This is a genomic window from Aliikangiella maris (assembly GCF_040719265.1).
Lineage (GTDB): Bacteria > Pseudomonadota > Gammaproteobacteria > Enterobacterales > Kangiellaceae > Aliikangiella > Aliikangiella maris.
Genome location: NZ_JBFDAH010000016.1, coordinates 47,116 through 67,224, shown reverse-complemented (window position 1 = coordinate 67,224; position 20,109 = coordinate 47,116). Strand labels below are relative to the sequence as shown.

The following is a 20,109-nucleotide window of genomic DNA, read 5'->3' as shown; positions in this document are numbered from 1 at the left end:
TAATTCAACAAGTCCGAGTTTCATTAATCATAATAATAGAAATACTCAAGATGAATTATCGAGCTTCGCTCAAGAAAATTTAGCAAAAATCCCAGCCAATTATTTCGTTTAAGTTTGGTAAAGCAGGATTTATTCGATCCTTTGAGTATCCAGATTGGAATATGCAGATTGGTTTGGGTAGAATATTCGGCACAATCAATCAGTTTGTCATTTTCATGAATACCGCTTCGGTCCAGGCTTCACCGCAAAACACTAAACATACCTTTGGGTCAATCAGCTATCAACTATTAGGTTTTATTGTTCGTTGGTTGATACTGCCAATTTTACTCATTTTACTGTTGATCTGGGCACTGAGTCCGACACTTATCAACTGGTCATTAAACGACCAACTCAAACCACTTTCGTTGCAACTCTCCGAGAGTTCACACATACGTCTGAATCCATTTTTATTAAAACTCTCTTTAAGTGATTTACAAACCATTAACCTGTCACAGCAAGCAACCGCTAAAATTGATTTTGCTGAAATAGATATTGGCTTATGGGGATTGTTGGATAAAGAAATTGAAATTGAAAAGCTGGCTTTACATAAGGTTATGTTTGTTGCAGACCAAAATGAGTCATCGCTGAAAGTAGCCGGTGTCGATTTAAATCACTTTCAATCTACCACACCACCCACCCCAAACAATTCATCCCCAAATGATGGTTCATCCCAAAAGCCCGTAAAAGACTGGTTAATTAAGACAGACAATATCACTATAGCCGAGCTTGATCTGGTATTTGAACATTTCGATCAGCCACACAAAATTACGGTAAAGCAATTAGATATCAATCAGTTACAAGCGACATCTTCTGAGCAGCAAGCAACGATGCAGCTCAGTGCAATAATCAATGGTGCCCCACTTGATTTAAATTTACATGTTGACGCCAAAGGAGAGGAAATAAAGTCTGACTATCAACTGAATCTCAAGACTTTTGATCTCGCCAGTATCTATTATTTGTTACCGCCAACTTTACTCAATAAGCTTGGCGGCAAACTCTCGCTAAGTCTGGCTCATCAAGTAACACTAAAGCCTGATAACATTACCTTAAATCAAAGCAAACTGGCATTAAATATTGATGAGCTTGATATGATTGGATTTAACACATTAATTCAAAATCAACAACTCAATATTAATTTAAATAATAGCCAAGCCGTTCTAAATAAAAAACAACTGAGTTTTCAAACTGACTGGCAACTAAATAATCAGCACCTGTCAGTGAGGCAACAAGCCACTAGTAATCAGTTACTACAGTTAGGTCAGTTAGAAATGCTAAAAGGACATGTCAAATTGACGCCTGCCGAACAGTTTGAATTACATTTAGATACGATCAACCTCTATGATTTACTGGTTTCAAAACTGAATGATAAAGCGAGCAATACATCATCAAAAGAAGGTGTCACAAAAAACACTTCAAACAAAGATAGCGTACCGAATAGTCAGCCAGCCCTCGCATTGGTTAAGCAAATTGCTATCAGGAATATTGATTTATCAAACCAACAATTAATGATTGATAACATAGATTTTAATTCATTTATCAGTCATCTGATATTAAACAAACAAAAACTAATTGCGAATCTGGTTCCAATAAATACCTCAAAAGCATCAACAGATGCTAAACAATCTTCGCCAGCATCTCAAACAGCAACGAATAATTCTGTCGACAATTCACAAAAGCGACCAAATGGCGAATCATTACAAACAAAAACCTTAACTCAATCTGCAACAGCCGACACCTTTACTTTTAACGTGAATCAATTTACCGTTTCTGGTAACAATGAACTGTATTTTCAAGACCAAAGTATTCAACCTGCATTTATTCAGCACCTGACCATTCCTAAATTGACAGTTGGTCCTATAACTAATCAAGACATTAATACACCAACCGAAATTGACTTGGCACTAAAAACTGATGCTTATGCAGGTATCCTGCTCAAAGGCAAAGTAACCCCTTTTACACCTAAGCTTAACTTGCAATTCACATCGCAATTGAGCGAGTTTTCGATTCCACCTGTTTCACCTTATTTAAAAGACAATCTTGGTTTTGAAATATTAAGCGGTCAATTAGACAATCAAACAGTACTTGAAATTGTCAATAACAAAATTAAAGGTAATAGCAAAATTAATATGCGTGGCCTGAAGATTTCCTCTTCCTCACAAACCAATAATAATTTGCTCAAGGAGCATACCGCAATCCCCTTGAACTCCGCGATAAATATGCTAAAAGATAGCGCAGGTAATCTTGAGTTAGATATCCCTTTGAAAGGTGATGTCAGTTCACCCGATTTTGGTATCTCCAGCTTTATTTCATTAATCACTAAAAAAGCGGTAATGGCCGCAGCAGAGTCGTATTTAATAGATACCTTTGTCCCTTATGCCAATGTTTTATCGGTAGTCAGAATTGCTGGTGAATACATGCTAAAAATTCGATTTGAAAATTTAAACTATACCCCAGCAGCAATTGAAGTTCAGCCTGAACAGGAAGAATTTATTACCCAGTTTGTCGCCTTACTCAAAGACAAACCCGATACACAAGTAAAAGTTTGTGCAATTGCGACACCAAAAGATTTACCCGAATATACCGGTGATAAAAACGATGCTGAATATCAAGAGCAATTAAAAAATATCAGTTTGTTGAGAGGCCAACAATTTAAAGCCTGGGTCGTTGAAAAAGGCACAATCAAATCATCTCGACTATTACTTTGCCAACCCCGCATCGATACACGCAAAGACGCCCAGCCTAGAATTGAATTTGAGGTATAACAAGAGATTTAAATAAAACCACAAAAATAAAGTTGTGCATACAAGTTAAGAATCTATAAAAAAACTTAACTTGTATATTCAACTTTTGTAGATCAAATTATCGCTTTAGCTTGTACAACCAACTTATAAAAATCGATTAAAAAACTATCTTAAAAATTTTCAATTTGTATATACAATAATAATAATTTTAATTTGAGAAATTTTTTTTCTAAAAAATTGAAGCAATTAACAGCTTATAACCCATGGTTATTTGAGATCGCACTACCGATCTGAAACAATTTCACGCATGAAAACTGTAAGCATTAATAAATTTATTGAAGAATTAGCCAACCTATCAGGTTATGCGCTGATTGCTTTGCATCATCACCATCATCATAATTGATGACGGTGCTTTTGCCTATGTGTTGAATAGTTTAAATTACACGAATTCTCAAGCCCCGTTTACTCCAAGTAACCGGGGCTTTTTTATTGTTTTAAATTTACTACGACTGATAACTTAGCGACCACTTTAGAGACCAAAAAAATGACACTAAAACTAGTATTGCCAAAAGGGCGAATTAATACCAAAGTACTTAAACTTTTATCCGATTGCGGCATTGAGCTAATTGGAGACGAAAGAAATTATCGCCCAAAAGTTTATGGATTTGACTTGGAAGTCAAGCTGCTAAAAAGTCAAAATATTCCATCACTCGTTGAAATGGGACAACACGATATTGGTTTTGCGGGACTGGACTGGATTAAAGAAAGACGCTGCAATGTAGAAGTCCTTAAAAATCTTGGTTATGACCCGGTAAAAATAGTGACTTGTATTCCTGAAGACTGGGATTGGGAAGAAATGAAAAAGCGCAAACTCATTGTTGCTTCAGAATATAAAAATGTCAGCACTGACTACTTAAATAATCTAGGGGTTGAATATCAACTGTTGCGTTCATATGGCGCTACCGAAGTTTTTCCACCAGAAGATGCAGACATGATCATTGATAATACTTCTACTGGTACAACAATTCGCGCCAATCGCCTAAAAATTGTAGATACCGTGATGGAAAGTTCAACCCAATTTATTGCCAACTCTCAGGTTTTAAAAGATCCCGGAAAAAGACAATTGGTAGAAGATTTATTAACCTTAATGCAAGCCGTAATTAATGGACGTGAACGGGTATTACTGGAAATGAATTGCACCAATGACCAAATTAATGCCATCGTTGAACTTCTTCCTTCAATGCGCTACCCAACAGTTTCACGCCTCTACCAAGACAAAGGTTTTGCCGTTAAAGCCGCCGTCAAGAAGAGTGAAATTCGCGACTTGATTCCCCGATTACTGGAAGCTGGCGCCACCGATATTTTAGAAACACCAATTCGCAAGGCACTTTAATCCGCCCAAAGTAATACAATGAACAGGCAAAAGTGAGAACAGGCAAATGCAAAATTTTCTAAAACTCGATTTTAACGAACGCAGCGATAACACCAGCCCATTGGTTGCCAGCTTACCTAATGGTGAAAATTATTGGCGTTATCCAGAAAGACAATCACTAGAGCAACGTATTGCTGAGCTAAATCAAGTTCACCCATCACAGGTATTATGCACCAATGGTGGCGATGAAGCGATTATGATTTTAATGCGTCTGCTAAAAGAAAGTTATCAACTGATTCTTCCTTTGCCTGCATTTTCGCAATATACCTGGGGAGTAAAAAGCTGGCAACTCAACGCAAAGTTAATTCCGGCAAACAAAGATTTATCCATTAATATCGAAGCAATAAAACAATCTATTGAGCAAACAAAAAACTCAGTTACCGTTATCACTCGCCCTAATAATCCCACCGGAGAGCTGATTGCCGAGACTGACTTAATTGAAATAATTAAAACTGCTAAAGCCAATAGCAGCTGGGTATTTTTAGATGAAGCTTATATCGAATTCAGTCAAGTAGAAAGCGCAGTAAATACACTGCTTGCACAATTTGACAACCTTGTTATTTTAAGAACACTTTCAAAAGCTTATGGACTGGCCGGTATTCGTTTGGGTTACATTATTGGCGCAAGCGAATTAATTAATGAATTTACCTTACGCTGTATGCCATTCAACATTCCCCAGCCCAGTCTGCAAATTGCTAATCAAGCTCTCGAACCAGATAATCGTGAAGAAATGCGTGAGTATTGTCAGGCTATTGCAAATAATCGATTAGCCTTGATCGAATATTTACAGTCAATGCAAATTTGTGTTCTATCTAGTGAAGCTAACTTTGTAATGATTCGCTTACCCAACAAACAAGCAACAGCAATAAAATCATTTTTACAGAAAAATCAGATCCTAATTCGTATTTTTAACGAAAACGAATTAGAAAATTGTTTGCGCATTACCATTCCATATAATCTGCAAAAACTCAAGCAGCTGCTCAAACATGCACTGCGCCCTGAACTAGTCTGTCTCGATATGGATGGCGTACTAATCGATACCAGCGATAGCTACGATACGACAATCAAAGCAACGGTTCGGGAGTTATCTGGTGTTAATATTTCCCAAGCAGAAATTTATCAGTTTAAAGATTCGGGAGGCTATAATAATGATTGGGTTTTAACCCAGGCGTTATTAGCAAAATATCAGGTTGAGCTGTCACTGGACAAAGTTGTCGAAGTTTTTCAGCAGTTGTATCTTGGTAAAAATAATGATGGTTTTGTTGCCAACGAAAAGCCACTAATTAATACTTCATTGGTAAATTACATTAATCAATCAAAGCAAACCCGATTTGCAGTGGTCACCGGTCGTCCGGCGTTTGAAGCAAAAGCAGGAACACAGCTAGTTAATCTGAAAACGGTTGATGTTGTTAGTCTGGATGATGTGAAGGAACCCAAACCATCACCGGAGGGTATTAATAAACTGCAAAAAAAGTACTCAAGTTTCAGCTGGATGTGCGGCGACAACCCAGACGACATGCAAGCCGCCAACGCCTCGAATTCTCTCGCCATTGGCATTGGCGAAAGAAACGCTGAAACCTTATATGAGGCAGGTGCAGATATCGTATTGAATAACATCAACGAACTGGAGGCATGGTTATGTCCAAGCAAATAATTTCATCGACTTCTTCTGTCATCAGTTTATCCAGGCAAACCAAAGAAACTGATATTTCGGTCGAACTGGACATTGATGGTGCACAAAACATCGAAATTAATACCGGAATCGGTTTTTTTGATCATATGATTCATCAACTGGCGTCACACGCACGCTGGAATTTATCACTCAAAGTTTCTGGCGACTTGCATATTGATGATCATCATACTGTAGAGGATATTGCCATTGTTTTAGGCCAAGCACTGCAACAAGCATGGCGACAACGCAAAACCATGCAACGATATGGCCAAAGACTACTGCCAATGGATGAAACACTTATTATGTGCGCAGTTGATTTATCAGGGCGTGGGCTTTATGTTGGCGAACTGGCATTTACTCGTGAAAATATTGGACAAGTTAGTACAGAAATGTTTGAGCACTTTTTCTATACCCTGGCAACTAGTGCAGCAATAACATTACATATAAAACCTATGTACTTTCGTAACAATCACCATTTAGCAGAAGGCTGCTTTAAAGCATTAGCTTATGCACTGAAAGAAGCTTTAACACCAACCGATGGTATTAACACAACGAAAGGCATGTTGTAATTAAACGGTCTATTTTTTAATAATTTTTTCAGCCAATTTGCAATCTCTTTAAGTTGTATCAATTGGCCTGCTTTTTTCAGGTTAAACTTATGAAAAAAATTCTTATTATCGATACCAAGGCGGGTAATCTTTTTAGTTTAAAAGCGGCAATTGAGCGCTTGGGTTTTAATGTAACTATTTTGCAACAGCCCAACACAGAAAACTATGATGCTATTGTAATTCCTGGACAAGGTCGTTTTGGGACTGTAATGGAAAATATTCAGGCGAATGGTTGGGTTGAATATCTCAATCAATTTAAAGGTTCAACTACTCCTATTTTTGGTATTTGTGTTGGTATGCAAATCTTTTTTAATGCCAGTGAAGAAGATCCGGAGGCGGTTGGCTTAGGTTGGCTTAACGGTAAAGCGCAAGCATTAGATTTCCCTAAGAAACCTATGGTTGGTTGGTCAACATTAAAAGACAATGTATGGAATGACACTATTGTTTACTTTGTTAATAGTTACGCTATTAAAGACAGTCCGTACAGTATTGCAACAACAACTTATGGTGAAAACTTTTGTGCCGCAGTCAAACTCGATAATTTTATCGGTGTTCAGTTTCACCCCGAAAAATCCAGTGAAGCCGGTAGTCAAATTATTAACCAGATTTTAACTCAAGGTATTTGAACTGATGAACAACTCAACACAACTTTCCGACAACAGTTTATTACCGCGAATAATCGTTTGTCTCGATGTTGATAAGGGACGCGTTGTTAAAGGCACGAACTTTAAACAATTAAGAGATATGGGCGATCCGGTTGAACTGGCTATAAATTACGAAAAACAAGGTGCCGACGAATTAGTTTTTCTCGATATTTCAGCAAGTAACGAAAACCGACCTACCGCACTAAAATTGGTCACCGATATTGCAAAAAATCTATCGATTCCTTTTACCGTTGGCGGTGGTTTAAAAAAACTTGACGATGTTAAAGCATTTTTAGATGCCGGCGCTGACAAAGTCGCCTTAAATACCACTGCCGTGCTACAACCCGAAATCATTAATCAAACTGCTAAAGCATACGGCAGCCAATGTGTTGTTGTTGCTATCGATGTCAACCAGCAAGATGAACAACTTGGCGTATATATTAATGGAGGCCGAAAATTAACGGAGAGAAACTTTTTTGATTGGACGCAAGAAGTTGCCGATAGAGGCGCGGGAGAGATTTTACTCACGGCTATGCATAAAGATGGAACAGGCTCCGGTTTTGACACGGCACTAACGGCGCAGGTTGCTAAACAAGTTCCAATTCAGGTAATCGCCTCAGGTGGTGCCAAGAACGAACAACATTTTCTCGATGCATTTGTTTCAGGCGCAGACGCTTGTCTGGCAGCGGGTATGTTCCATAGTGGCGAGTATAGCGTCAATCAAGTGAAACAATATTTAATGGCACATGGTATCAATACGCGAACATAAATACTTAACAAAAACTTAATGTTTTAACGTGTACTTAAGTGGTTAAAAACAAACTTAAGTCTTTAATAAATTTATCAACTATTTTTATGATTCGTCTCAAGAATAAGACGAAAAATCAGCAAGCACAGGATTAAACTCATGTTAATACCATCGATTGATTTAATGGACGGCAAAGCCGTCCAACTAAAGCAAGGAAAAGATAAAGTACTTGAGCGAGAGAATGTTTTTGAAATTCTCGAAGAATTCTCAACTTATGGCGAAGTGGCGATCATCGATTTAGACGCAGCACTGGGTCGAGGAGACAATAAGGCGCTCATCAAAAAATTATTAAAAGTCAGACCTTGTAGAGTTGGTGGTGGTATTCGTGATTTACAAACCGCGCAAGAATATATTAAAGCGGGTGCCAGCAAGATAATTATAGGTACCAGTTGTCGCCAAGACTGGGTAAAAAAGCTCTCTAAAGAAAGTTTAATCTTTGCAATTGATGCCAAAGGTGATTATTGGTCAACGCAAGGCTGGCAAAATACTGAGGGAGAAAAAGTTCTTGATTTGATTCCCGAACTGGCAAACCATTGCAGTGAGTTTTTATATACACAGGTAGAAAAAGAGGGAATGCTGCAAGGAATTGATAAGCCTCGTATAGAAGAGGTCATCAAAACTTCGCCAGTTCCCGTCACTATTGCGGGTGGCATTACAACACTAGATGATATTCAATGGTATACACGTTTAGGTGCAAATGGTCAGATTGGAATGTCTATTTATACCGGTAAACTCAACCTGGTTGATTGCTTTCTTTGTCAAGTTGACTTTGAAAAAGCACCTTTAGTTCCAACAGTAGTACAAGATGCTATCACCAAAAAGGTACTCATGTTGGCCTATTCCAATAAAGAGTCATTAACTCAGGCTCTCACTCAGAGAAAAGGCATTTACTGGAGCCGCAGTCGTCAATCATTATGGGAGAAAGGACTGACTAGCGGTAATCAGCAACAACTCATCAGTGCCGATGTTGACTGTGATGGTGACACTATTTTATTTAGCGTTGTACAGCAAGGTGATGCTTGTCATTTTGATCGCTACAGCTGTTTTGCATCACAGGTTAAACCCTTCGATCTCAATCGATTAACCGAATTGTTATCAAGACGCCAACAACAATTACCAGAAAAATCATTTACCACAAAATTATTTCAATCTGCAGAATTCCGTGCAGAAAAAATCAGGGAAGAAGCCGAAGAACTCATCGAAGCACAGGATACGGATGAAGTACGCTGGGAAGCAGCCGACTTAATATTCTTTGCCTTGGTAGATGCACTGGCAAAAGGTGTTGATATTAATGATATTACCAATGAGTTAAGGAGTCGCTTTAATGATAATTAACGCATCCAACTGGCAACGTACCCAACTCGATCAAGATTCACAAGTTGCCAAACAAGTCAGTAAAATGTTGCAAGACATTGAACATGGTGGAGATCGAATCATCGACACGCTCGCTGAAAAATTCGATCAACAAGTGCCGCAGATGATCACGTTAAAACCATTTGCCGATTATGACTTAACTGATGAACTAAGAAGTGCTATTCAACTGGCTGCAAAGCGAGTAAAAACCTTTGCCCAGTTCCAATTAGCGGGACTTAAAACGCAAAGCTTTACTGATGAGTTTGGTACGTTTGGTCAAGTTGTGGAGCCAATCGAGCGAATCGGAGCGTATATTCCCGGTGGACGTTTTCCACTAATTTCAACGGCCCTGATGACCTTAATACCAGCACAAGTTGCTGGTTGCCCTATAAGAATAGCCTGTACTCCTTCAACGCATCCGGCGCTATTAGCAGCCGCCTCTTTAGCGGGTGCAACTCAAATGATGCAGATTGGTGGCGTTCAAGCAATTGCAGCAATGGCCAAAGGTTATCAATCAATTTCACCAGTTGATTTAATTGTTGGGCCAGGCAATGCATGGGTCAACGAAGCCAAAAAGCAATTACAAAGTCAGGTAAAAATTGATGGTCTGGCAGGTCCTAGCGAATTACTCGCAATTTGTGATGGCAAGCAACCGGTTGAATGGTTGGCGCTCGATGCTTTAGCACAAGCTGAGCATGATCCTTTGGCTTGCTCATTAATTGTTAGCGATGATAAAAACTGGCTTAATCAATTATTAGATTTTATCAACCAGAATGAACAAACTAAACCGTTACTCGACAATGGTCAGGTAGAATTAATTTTTGCGCCAGATACTGAAACATTAGTTAATTTTAGTGAGCAATATGCTCCCGAGCATTTAATGCTATGTCATGCTGATATTAGTGCCGACTCACTGACTCACTATGGTTCGTTATTTATTGGTGCCAACAGTGCTGTTGCGCTTGGTGATTATATTAGTGGTCCGAATCATACTTTACCAACACTGGGTTATGCCAGACAGACTGGCGGCTTAAATGTATTGACCTATTTAAAATTAATGACTACACAACAACTAAACGATCATGGACGCAAAACTTTATCAACAGCTGCAATGCCTTTAGCACAAGCAGAAGGTTTAGTTTACCACTTGGAAAGTCTTAAAGTACGTTGCTAATTAATTTTACAATTGAACTGTCTGATGGTTATTTTCTATATTCAAACTCAAATATCAGACAGTTCTACTTTTCAAAAGCTATCTTGTTCCTTGTCGATTGCTGACGTATTCTTTCTCTGTTTATGCGACAACGACTCTTATACATATACAACTTCTAGTGTGGATTTTTCTGATATATTGCCGAATTATATCGCTGCATGAGTGAAGTAGACTCTTTAATATCTTCAAACCCAAACTGTCGATAAAAAGCATGTGCATCTCGTGTTGCTAGCATGAATCGGCGTAATCCTTGAAGTTTTTCGTGAGCTAAAATAAATTGCATCATTTTTGTTGCCACACCTTGCCTTCGAAATGGTTTAACAACAAAAACATCAACTAAATTGGCAAAGGTTGCATAGTCAGAAATCACGCGACAAAAACCAACTTGTCTGTTTTCCACATAAGCACCTATTGTCAAAGAATGATCGAGCGAGCGTTCAACGACCTCTTTTGAAATACCTTTCGACCAATAACTATGCTTAGACAAATAGTCAAAAATCATTTTTCTATCGAGTAATTGAGGATTATCAGAAATATTAAAAACAAATTGCTCATTAAAAATTTTCATACTCAATGCCCCTTAAATGCTGAGTTATTGACATTTTAGACACGAAAATTTTTAATTAATATCAACAAAAATTTAAACATTTATACCCAATCTGTATAGGTTTACGGTAGAATCATTGCAGAATGATAAAAATAGTTTTGCTCTGTATATGGTGTTACTTGTTGTGTTTTATAAAATTCAGCCTGTAAGATTTCAGAGTTTATCAGGAAATTAATGTTGTAAATTAGTAATGATTATAAAGCGCAGAAACGTTCCATTAATGGGTGTCATCGAGTTGTTTGCCTCGCTAACCATATTGATGAGTCTGATTAGTTTGTTTCCTTCATTCAACTGGTTTTTTGAATTAACGGTACATTTTAAATTTCAGTACTTTATCGCCAGTTTAGTTTTTTTCTGTATCTTTCTATATAGCGGCAAAATATGGGTGACAGGCTTATTGGCAGGTTGCCTGTTATTAAATGCTTTTTTTGTAATACCCGTCTATTGGAATAAACAAAATGGTGCCTCAGATACCCAATCGGCACTCAATTTAATGTTACTCAATCTGCAAAGTCATAACACTGACTACCCCGCCGTAACTCAATTAATTCGCTCATATTCACCTGACATATTTATTGGCCAGGAAATCAATAAGGAGTGGCAGCAAGAATTAGAAAGTTTGGTTCATTTATATCCTTATCAAAAAATCATATCCAGACTCGATAACTTTGGTATAGCAATATTGAGCAAAATACCATTAGATTCAATTGAGACACATCGATGGGGAGAAGCGAAATTACCGACACTATCAGCAAATTTTGTCTTTAATAATCAAACCATTAAACTGATAACAACTCACCTTTTGCCGCCTGGCGATAAAACCTATTATCAATTGCGTAATGATCATGCCAATACGCTAGTGAAAAAACTTTTGCCTGCCAGTACGCCGCTGATTATTGCCGGTGATTTAAATATGACGCAGTGGTCAAATAATTATCAAATTCTTGAAGATCAAACTCACATGTACAACGCTCGACAAGGATTTGGCATTTTAGCCACTTGGCCTGCGTGGCTCGGTGGACTTGGCTTGCCAATAGACCATATTCTGGTTTCCCAACACTTTAATGTGAAATATATCGAAACAGGTCCTAATGTTAATTCAGATCATCTTCCGATTATTGCAACCCTAAGCCTAAACAAAGTGCGTTAACCCTATAGCTCGCACCAAGAAAATCAGCTAGATTTCATTTATGTCGTACCAATCTATTTGCGCCAATTAACAAAGTAAAACCCATTAACCAGTCAAGTGTACTAGTTTATCTCGGTGTGATTTTCGAAGGACTCTAGCGCAGATTTTTGAGCAAAAAATACTGTCTTGATAAATTTAAGCGTAGCCTTTTTAGGTTCGTTTTCTTCGATTGATTTAGCACTACACAAATAAAATGGCTGTTTAACCAGCGGGGAATCTTTAACCAGATATAGCCCTGACTTAGGTTTGACCAAACTTTTAGGTAGTAATGCGGCGCCCCCCTGCTGTGCCATATACTCAATGGCCATAAACCAGTCGGCGGCATAAAAACGAGGTCTGATATCTTGCTTAAACCAGTTTTTCCAATTAATTTCACTCAAATCATCAATGCTGACACTAATCAGGTTAGCACTATTAATATCATCCATTTGCCACTTGGGTTGATGAGCATAAAATGCCATGGGGATTTTCAAGGTTTTATTAATTTGAATTTCAGACTGTTTGGGTGGAAAAAAACTAAACCCGATATCAACTTTATGAGTTAATAACTGATCAAAAACTGAAGAACTGGATAAATACTGCGCATTCAATTGGAGTTTTGGATTGTTGACTAATAGTCGCTCCGGCAAATTAGCCAGGCGAGTCTGCCATATTAGCGCTGGTGCAGCGATATTAATAAACTCCATTTGTTCATCTTGGCGCATTTTTGCGTAGGTCATATACCACAGCTCAACAATTTGTACCGCAAACGGTAAGAACTCTTCGCCTGCCTGAGTAAGCTGGATGTTATTTCGATAGCGCTCAAATAATGGCTTACCCAAAGTTTCTTCCAGCTGTTTAACCCGTGCACTGATTGCCGCCTGAGTTAAATACAAGTTATCGGCCGCTCGCCCAAAGTGACGGGTTTTCTCAATCTCTAAAAAGGTTTTAATCAGGTTAATATCCATGGGTATGAATCGCTTTACTTTATTTTTTAAGCCAGAGTAATCACATTTCTTCAAGAGTGGCAGATTACCAGATTGAATTTCAATTGTTTTTTGCCAAACCTGCGCTGTAAAACCGACGATTAGTTCACGGTTTGCTCAAAACGCCTCATTCTACTTAAATATGTAAAAAATAGCCTGTTTTTTGAACGGCTAATTAACACTAGTTATAATAAAATATTTTTATACTTACAATAAAATTTATTTGCTTTTCTAGTTTTTATTTCAAGCTAATATTCAATTCATCAAGGGTCTATTTAGGACCGTTAAAAGCTGATATTTTTTGAACAGACACATTGTTTTTTTGAATATTAATTGGAGTTTTACATGCAAACTAGAGAGTTTTGGTTACAAAAGAAATTTTCTGATATTGCTAAGTTTCCATACGGCTTTTCTCGCTCAGGCGATTTTACAATCGCACAAAGTATGCAGTTAGAAAGTAATGGAAACTTGATTAGAGCATTATTAAATGGTGAGGTGTCGGACCCAACAGATTCCGATATTGAACTCAAAAATGCGATTATTTCTGCTAACCGGGATTACAGCGAATTAGCCAAGATTTGGATTAAATATGCAGGTACTCATCGCTCGAAAATATCGGTTTCATCAAGTAGCTCAAAAAATGAATTTGATGAAAGTGATTCGGACTGGGTTTCTGACGAAGTCATAGACTAAAAGCAACAGCAAACCATTAGACTACCATCGGTAATTTATCTGAGAGATGAGCGAATAACAAACAAAAATTTAGCTGTTATCGTTCATCATCTCATCGAATAATAATACCGAAAAAATAACTAGAAATAGATGTCTATTCATCATAAGACATCGTGTTTTGTCGCATCATTTCAAAAGACCAATCACAGCATTAAATAACAGCCCATTAAAAAATTCTATGTTAAAAAGAAGATCCAGGCTGTTTAAGAAAAGCAACTTCTTGTTCAGTTGACTGGCGGCCCAAAATATCATTGCGATGTGGGTAGCGGCCAAACTGTTCAATAATGGCTTTATGTTTTATTTCAAAATCATAATTATTTTCTAGTCCTGGCTGAGCAAACAATGCTTCAGCCTGTCGATGTATCGTTAATGATTCAGAATGCATTAGTGGCATATATAAAAACTGTTTTTTCTCAGGCGTTAACTGTTCATCATAATTTCCAGCAACCGCTTCTTGGGTTAATGCAACAGCCAGAGAGTCATATTGAAACGCTCGTGGATCATCGCGAAACATATTTCGTGAAAACTGATCGAGAACAATTATTTCGGCTAAGCGTCCCTGCGCGGTTTTTCGCCAACCAAATAATTCACAGCGGCCAGCCGCATAATAGGTTGCCAAAAATCTATCGCCAATTAACTTGTCGAGCGAAATATCTTTTTTAAACCAAGCTGCGGGTTCTAATTCACTAAACCAAAAATCTATAACCGCTTGATAGTTTACTATGTGCTCGTTCATTTTTTTCCTCTTACCATCAATCATTTAATTTTTTTCAATGACCATTGTGATTAAAATATTTACTACTTACCAAAGACAGAAAGCACTTTTCTTTATACTTGTGAGCGACCTTTATCAAGTAACAGCAGCAGCGGTGGTAACAATAAAAAATCGACAATTAAGGCAAACACCAAAGTGATTGCCATCAATAACCCTATCGTGGCCGAAGTATTCATATTAGACAGTGCCAAAACTAAAAAACCACCAGATAAAGCAGCCGAAGTCGTCAACAACGCGCCACCAACACGATTAAAAGTAAACTTAATAGCCTCTTCGGTGTTCATGTTGGCTTTTCTGGCTAAAATATATTTATGTAAAAAGTGAACCGTATCATCAACCACAATACCTAATGTTGAACAAGCGACAATAGACAGAGAAATATCAACGTATCCAAATGTCATTCCCCATACACCATAAGCCATTGCCGCAGGTACAATATTTGGAATCAAGCTGATTAACCCAAACTTAATGGATTTTAAAATCAACATCAAAATGATTGAAATTCCAATTAAAGCCCATACGGTTCCCTGTAACAATCCTTCTATATTTCGCTCGGCTATATGTGCAAATACGACACCTAATCCGGTTGCCGCAGATGTTTCGATCGCTGGTGCATTGGCGTTAAGCCAATCTTGCGCAAGACGATCTAGCCTGAGTAATTCATCCGATCCCATATCAGAAACGGACACGGTTAAACGTGATGCCTGATGATTCATGGTAACCAGATTGTCGAGCCCTAAACCGTCCGGCAGTCCTAGTTCATAAAATAATAAATACTGTGCGGCTAGCTCAGCAGATTGTGGGATCCGATACCAAACCGGATCATCATTATGCATAACCTGATTCAGATCTTTCATTAGATGATTGAATGATCGAACCGTAAAAACTTTGTCTTGCTGTAATAACCATTCTTCAAATTCAGCAAGCTGCTGTAAATAATCTGGGTTAAATATACCTTCACTTTGTTTTGAGTGCAGAGAGTATTCCAATGCATTAATTCCACTTAAATAACCATCTATTCGTTTAACCAACTTGATTAAATCATAGTTTTCATCAAAGTAATGCGACCAATTGTCGCTCAGTTTATTTTGTGGAATAAATAAAATCAGAAAACAAGCAATGCCAATCATGATAACCAGCAAATATTTTTTAAAACTGATGACCTTATTTGAAAATGCTGTCAATTCAAATCGAAAATGCCCATTGCGGTATTCTTTATCAGGAAACACGGTCAACATTGCAGGCAATAAAATAAAGCTGAAAATTAAAGCAATGGCAACCCCAATGGCAACCATATTGCCTAAATCCTGGTAAGGTGGCGATGCACTAAAATTAAGACTTAAAAAACCAATGATGGTAGTGACACTTGTAATTAAAACCGGCATTCGATTAATTTGCAGACTACTTAAAATAGATTCTTTTTTATCCATGCCATTTGCCCGTTGGTGCAAATAATTCACAATTATGTGCACGCTATCAGCCACCATGATCGATAATAAAATCGACGGTGCAAATCCAGCGATAGGTGTTAATACTGGTGAAAACCACCCCCAAAGGCCAAAAGTCGCCAACAAGCAGGTGCTGATTAAAATGAAAATGCTAAGTGTTGCCGAAAGGCTTCTTAAAAACCAAAATAAACCACCAAAAATAATCAAATAACTAAGTGGTAAAAGGGTCTGCAAATCATGAGCAACTGCGCGAGCCAGAGTTGTGTTAAAAGCGACCGAGCCACCATTGTCAATTTGTAATGTGGGATAGCGTAATCGAAATTGATCGCGTAGCCTTTCTGCTTGCTCAGTAACCAGTATTGACGCATTAGCTTGTTGTTCTGGTAAATTCAAATTGACAGCAATCAATGCCAGTTTGCCATCTTGTGTTAGCAAATTGTTGAGCAATCGCTTTTCACTCAAGGCTATTTTTTGAATATTGGCAATATCTAACAAGCTCAATTGTTCGGCATCTTCATATAAATAGCGTGTTTCAATTGTATCGTCAGTCGCTCGGGTATACTGATAATTACTCAATGAAGAAACACGATAGGCATAATCCAGTTGCCAGCTTTGCGCAGTTAATTCGGCAATCAGTTTGAGTCCTTCAGCAGTAAAAACATCGCCTTCTTTTGCGGTTATCACAAAAGTTGCACTATCTGATTTCACATAGTTGGCTTCAAACTTTTCAAACGCTTTGAGTTGTGGGTTATCTTTACTTAGATAGACTTTAAAATCATTACTAATTGATAATTGAGTAAGTCCAGTGGACAAGAAGCATACACACAGCAACGCCAATACAATGACCAACTTGGCGCGTTCGATAATAAACGAAAATAAGCGAATACTATATTGATGCATGCGGTTGTAAACTTAGCCTTTGTCAGTCAATTTTATATGCAGTTCAATTCGAAATCTAAATTAAACGATTAATCCAATATAAAATTAGATACTTAGTTACGGATATCACAACAGTTTAGACTGAAATGAACACAGATCTTAATCAGTTTACTCATCCCTTGATGAATAAGTATTACAAAATAAAATGATTTAGTTGTGGAAGCTGCGCACAAAATTCAAGTCACCCCGTAATTGCCTATCAATGAGTTAACAAGCGTTGCTCATTTCAGCATCAGAATATTGGTTATTTTACGGAGAAAAGCAGATAACGGTTTGAATATAGGACGATAGGTTTAAATCAATACAGAAGATTATACCCAATTGAATCGGTTCAATCAGGCTTAATCGGGTATCGATGATGACAGGCCAAGCATTTGCCTTGCCTCATTACTTGTTGCAATACTCCCCCCCAGATTTTCAATCAAGTTGACGGCTTTTTCTACTAATTGTGCATTATCTCTGGCAAGCACGCCTTTACTGATATAAACATTGTCTTCCAGCCCAACTCGAATATGCCCCCCTAATAACCAAGATTGAACAAGCAATGGAAATTCATGACGACCTAGCCCAAAAGCAGACCATTGGCAATTATCTGGTAATTGCGATGCCATAAAAAATAATGTTTCCGGTGTTGGCATCGCGCCATATTTAACACCCAGTACGATTGAAAACATAGTTGGTTGTTGAATAACCCCTTGAGCAATTAAATCAATCGCTAAATGTAAATCCCCAAGTCCAAAAAGTTCAATCTCGGGTTTTACACCAGCGCCATAAATCCCATTTGCCATCACTTCAATATTTTTAGGTGTATTAATCACCGCAGCTTGACCAGAAATCATGGTGTTTAAATCAAGTGTACAAAGTTCCGTTTTCAGTTGCACCACATGCTCAATTCGCTTACCAGGTTCGCACAGCGTCGAGCCAGGCGCGGCCAGTTGTGGATTAAATTCATCTGGAATAAATCGACCACCTTCACCGGTGGTTAAATTAATAATCGGGTTAACATCGGCCGCCTGTATACGCGCAACAATTTCCTGGTAGAGTGATAAAGACATTGATCCTTTCCCTGTTTCAATATCTCTTGCATGAATATGCACAACAGCCGCACCGGCGCGGGCGGCATCAATCGAAGCCTGTGCTATTTCGGCAGGCGTCACGGGCAACCCAGGATGTTGCTCTCGTGTTGTAATATTGCCTGTCACCGCACAGGTTAAAATTGTTTTTCTCGCCATAAAATTCCAGAAAACCCAATTGGGATTATATTTGAATTAAGTCAGTTTTGGTTTGAACAATCTGACTCACTATTTACATCAGATTTTTGTTAACTAAACACGCTTTCAGGCTGATTTGTAACTTATCAACCACTTCGTTAATTTGTTCAGTATTTATAATAAAGGGCGGCGCCAGCAAAATGTGATCGCCAGCAATACCATCAACACAACCTTGTGCCGGATAACATATCAGCCCATTTTGCATAGCGACTTGTTTTATCATTGGCGCAATCTGTAACTCTGCGGCAAAGGGTACTTTGGTGACTTTATCTTTCACCAGTTCAATTCCCCAAAACAATCCTCTCCCACGAATATCACCAACATAGGGATGTTCGGCAAATGTCGCTGCGAGAAGCGCCTGTATGTAGCGTCCCATGACATTCACTTCATGCAGCAAGTCACGCTGAGTAATTTCATCAACTACAGCCAGTGCAGCGGCACAAGCAACCGCATGACTCATATAAGTGTGTCCATTCGCTAATTGTCCTGATCCTTTTTCAATAACAGAAACCACTTTTTCACTGGCCATAGTTGCCGCAATAGGCTGATATCCCGCGCCGAGACCTTTTGCCAAGGTAATAATATCCGGACAGACAGGGTTAGTTGCAGAACTTGAATCTTCAATATCCACTTCACCGCTCATAGCAAACCAATGACCGGTTCTTCCCATACCGCACATCACTTCATCAGCAATCATCAGCACACCATAGCGATCACAAATGCGGCGAATTTCGGCAAAATAAGTTTGCGGGGCCGTCGCACAACCTAACGTTGCACCAGAGACGGGTTCAGCAATAAATGCCGCAACATTTTCTGCGCCAAGATGATTTATTTCCGTTTCCAGATCTAATGCACAACGCTGCGCATAAGCTACTTCGGACTCATTACTATGCTGATGACGATAAGCATAACAAGGTGCAATTTGGCTAGTTGGCATCAACATGGGTTGGTAGATTTGTCGACGGCGTAAATTTCCGCTGACAGCCAACGCACCTAAGGTATTGCCATGATAGCTTTGTCGGCGGGATATAAAATGAGTGCGAGTTAACTCGCCGCGTTCAACATGAAATTGTCGTGCTAGCTTTAATGCAACTTCCATCGCTTCAGAACCACTATTGATAAAAATAACACGCCCTTGACCAAAATCGGTCGGGGCGCGCTCAACCAAACGTGAAGCTAAACTTTCACAAGGTGAATTAGTAAAAAATGAAGTATGAGCACATTCCAGCTGATTGAGTTGCTGCCAAATGGCATTATTCACAACAGCGGAACGATGCCCCAGTGAGGACACACCAGCCCCACCGGAGGCATCTATATACAATTTACCTTCAGAGTCCTTTAAATAAACTCCCTCACCTTTGCTCGCGGTAGGTAAGGAATGCCGCAGGTTTCTGTGCAAAACCGAATTCATTAAAAAGCCTCAGTCAATAAACCATATACAAAACATAAAATAACATACAAAACTTAATTGTAAAGAAAAATACTAACCTTATTCCTTTTTTATAGGTTTTAGCGCAACCAATAACCATCTAGTGAAAATTTACATAAAAAACACTTGATAGTATATAAAACAAATAGAATAATGTTTGGACTTATCTTCGAAGAACTCAACTAAAGTTTATAAACGAAAGATCATTTTCTGAGTAAAGCTTACTCTATTTTTAGCTTTAACG

16 protein-coding genes are annotated in these 20,109 nt (G+C 38.3%); 10 read left to right on the top strand and 6 right to left on the bottom strand.

Annotation, left to right across the window (positions count from 1 at the left end):
* Positions 1-161: 161 nt before the first annotated feature.
* From ABVT42_RS14550 to hisD, 8 genes are all read left to right on the top strand, one after another.
* Entirely contained in the window at positions 162-2,801 is a 2,640-nt protein-coding gene (locus tag ABVT42_RS14550; protein WP_353896457.1) for a DUF748 domain-containing protein, read from the top strand.
* Positions 2,802-3,324: 523 nt separating this feature from the next.
* The gene (gene hisG, locus ABVT42_RS14545; RefSeq protein ID WP_353896458.1) at positions 3,325-4,173 is read left to right on the top strand and encodes an ATP phosphoribosyltransferase; all 849 of its coding nucleotides are present in this window, start codon (positions 3,325-3,327) and stop codon (positions 4,171-4,173) included.
* 46 nt (positions 4,174-4,219) lie between these two features.
* The gene (locus ABVT42_RS14540; protein WP_353896459.1) at positions 4,220-5,866 is read left to right on the top strand and encodes an aminotransferase class I/II-fold pyridoxal phosphate-dependent enzyme; all 1,647 of its coding nucleotides are present in this window, start codon (positions 4,220-4,222) and stop codon (positions 5,864-5,866) included.
* On the top strand, positions 5,851-6,453 hold the full coding sequence (gene hisB / locus ABVT42_RS14535) for an imidazoleglycerol-phosphate dehydratase HisB (protein ID WP_353896460.1): 603 nt from the start codon (positions 5,851-5,853) through the stop codon (positions 6,451-6,453). The genes ABVT42_RS14540 and hisB overlap by 16 nt, the downstream gene beginning before the upstream one ends.
* 89 nt (positions 6,454-6,542) lie before the next feature.
* A complete protein-coding gene (gene hisH, locus ABVT42_RS14530; RefSeq protein ID WP_353896461.1) occupies positions 6,543-7,118 on the top strand; it encodes an imidazole glycerol phosphate synthase subunit HisH in 576 nt (191 codons plus the stop codon).
* Positions 7,119-7,122: 4 nt separating this feature from the next.
* A complete protein-coding gene (gene hisF, locus ABVT42_RS14525) occupies positions 7,123-7,905 on the top strand; it encodes an imidazole glycerol phosphate synthase subunit HisF (RefSeq protein WP_353896462.1) in 783 nt (260 codons plus the stop codon).
* 138 nt (positions 7,906-8,043) lie between these two features.
* Complete coding sequence (gene hisIE / locus ABVT42_RS14520) at positions 8,044-9,279, top strand: bifunctional phosphoribosyl-AMP cyclohydrolase/phosphoribosyl-ATP diphosphatase HisIE (RefSeq protein WP_353896463.1); 1,236 nt, start codon at positions 8,044-8,046, stop codon at positions 9,277-9,279.
* A complete protein-coding gene (gene hisD / locus ABVT42_RS14515; protein ID WP_353896464.1) occupies positions 9,269-10,471 on the top strand; it encodes a histidinol dehydrogenase in 1,203 nt (400 codons plus the stop codon). Before hisIE ends, hisD begins: the two co-directional genes overlap by 11 nt.
* Positions 10,472-10,625: 154 nt before the next feature.
* Here hisD and ABVT42_RS14510 read toward each other — a convergent pair whose 3' ends face one another.
* On the bottom strand, positions 10,626-11,078 hold the full coding sequence (locus ABVT42_RS14510) for a GNAT family N-acetyltransferase (protein WP_353896465.1): 453 nt from the start codon (positions 11,076-11,078) through the stop codon (positions 10,626-10,628).
* Positions 11,079-11,307: 229 nt separating this feature from the next.
* On the opposite strand from ABVT42_RS14510, the gene ABVT42_RS14505 reads away from it, so the two are divergent.
* Entirely contained in the window at positions 11,308-12,267 is a 960-nt protein-coding gene (locus ABVT42_RS14505) for an endonuclease/exonuclease/phosphatase family protein (RefSeq protein ID WP_353896466.1), read from the top strand.
* Positions 12,268-12,368: 101 nt separating this feature from the next.
* Here ABVT42_RS14505 and ABVT42_RS14500 read toward each other — a convergent pair whose 3' ends face one another.
* Positions 12,369-13,253, bottom strand: coding sequence for a LysR family transcriptional regulator (locus tag ABVT42_RS14500; RefSeq protein WP_353896467.1), 885 nt, complete (start codon positions 13,251-13,253; stop codon positions 12,369-12,371).
* A 363-nt stretch (positions 13,254-13,616) separates the two neighbouring features.
* Between ABVT42_RS14500 and maoP the strand changes: the two genes are divergently transcribed.
* On the top strand, positions 13,617-13,964 hold the full coding sequence (gene maoP, locus ABVT42_RS14495; RefSeq protein WP_353896468.1) for a DUF413 domain-containing protein: 348 nt from the start codon (positions 13,617-13,619) through the stop codon (positions 13,962-13,964).
* Positions 13,965-14,184: 220 nt separating this feature from the next.
* Here the strand turns inward: maoP and ABVT42_RS14490 are convergent, their stop codons facing one another.
* From ABVT42_RS14490 to ABVT42_RS14475, 4 genes are all read right to left on the bottom strand, one after another.
* The gene (locus tag ABVT42_RS14490) at positions 14,185-14,739 is read right to left on the bottom strand and encodes a DUF924 family protein (RefSeq protein ID WP_353896469.1); all 555 of its coding nucleotides are present in this window, start codon (positions 14,737-14,739) and stop codon (positions 14,185-14,187) included.
* A gap of 92 nt (positions 14,740-14,831) precedes the next feature.
* The gene (locus tag ABVT42_RS14485) at positions 14,832-17,126 is read right to left on the bottom strand and encodes an efflux RND transporter permease subunit (protein WP_353896470.1); all 2,295 of its coding nucleotides are present in this window, start codon (positions 17,124-17,126) and stop codon (positions 14,832-14,834) included.
* Between the two features lie 380 nt (positions 17,127-17,506).
* Positions 17,507-18,397 carry a beta-keto acid cleavage family enzyme gene (locus tag ABVT42_RS14480; protein WP_353896471.1) on the bottom strand — a complete coding sequence of 297 codons (891 nt, stop codon included), beginning with the start codon at positions 18,395-18,397 and terminating at the stop codon, positions 17,507-17,509.
* A 73-nt stretch (positions 18,398-18,470) separates the two neighbouring features.
* The gene (locus tag ABVT42_RS14475; protein WP_353896472.1) at positions 18,471-19,847 is read right to left on the bottom strand and encodes an aspartate aminotransferase family protein; all 1,377 of its coding nucleotides are present in this window, start codon (positions 19,845-19,847) and stop codon (positions 18,471-18,473) included.
* Between the last annotated feature and the right edge of the window lie 262 nt (positions 19,848-20,109).

Excerpts from the sequence above, each read along its gene's own strand:
- ABVT42_RS14505 (WP_353896466.1), top strand. The coding sequence starts at position 11,308 with ATGATTATAAAGCGCAGAAACGTTCCATTAATGGGTGTCATCGAGTTG.
- ABVT42_RS14510 (WP_353896465.1), bottom strand. The coding sequence starts at position 11,078 with ATGAAAATTTTTAATGAGCAATTTGTTTTTAATATTTCTGATAATCCT.
- ABVT42_RS14480 (WP_353896471.1), bottom strand. The coding sequence starts at position 18,397 with ATGGCGAGAAAAACAATTTTAACCTGTGCGGTGACAGGCAATATTACA.
- hisG (WP_353896458.1), top strand. The coding sequence starts at position 3,325 with ATGACACTAAAACTAGTATTGCCAAAAGGGCGAATTAATACCAAAGTA.
- hisB (WP_353896460.1), top strand. The coding sequence starts at position 5,851 with ATGTCCAAGCAAATAATTTCATCGACTTCTTCTGTCATCAGTTTATCC.
- hisD (WP_353896464.1), top strand. The coding sequence starts at position 9,269 with ATGATAATTAACGCATCCAACTGGCAACGTACCCAACTCGATCAAGAT.
- ABVT42_RS14550 (WP_353896457.1), top strand. The coding sequence starts at position 162 with ATGCAGATTGGTTTGGGTAGAATATTCGGCACAATCAATCAGTTTGTC.
- hisF (WP_353896462.1), top strand. The coding sequence starts at position 7,123 with ATGAACAACTCAACACAACTTTCCGACAACAGTTTATTACCGCGAATA.
- ABVT42_RS14485 (WP_353896470.1), bottom strand. The coding sequence starts at position 17,126 with ATGCATCAATATAGTATTCGCTTATTTTCGTTTATTATCGAACGCGCC.
- hisH (WP_353896461.1), top strand. The coding sequence starts at position 6,543 with ATGAAAAAAATTCTTATTATCGATACCAAGGCGGGTAATCTTTTTAGT.
- ABVT42_RS14475 (WP_353896472.1), bottom strand. The coding sequence starts at position 19,847 with ATGAATTCGGTTTTGCACAGAAACCTGCGGCATTCCTTACCTACCGCG.
- ABVT42_RS14490 (WP_353896469.1), bottom strand. The coding sequence starts at position 14,739 with ATGAACGAGCACATAGTAAACTATCAAGCGGTTATAGATTTTTGGTTT.
- ABVT42_RS14500 (WP_353896467.1), bottom strand. The coding sequence starts at position 13,253 with ATGGATATTAACCTGATTAAAACCTTTTTAGAGATTGAGAAAACCCGT.
- hisIE (WP_353896463.1), top strand. The coding sequence starts at position 8,044 with ATGTTAATACCATCGATTGATTTAATGGACGGCAAAGCCGTCCAACTA.
- ABVT42_RS14540 (WP_353896459.1), top strand. The coding sequence starts at position 4,220 with ATGCAAAATTTTCTAAAACTCGATTTTAACGAACGCAGCGATAACACC.
- maoP (WP_353896468.1), top strand. The coding sequence starts at position 13,617 with ATGCAAACTAGAGAGTTTTGGTTACAAAAGAAATTTTCTGATATTGCT.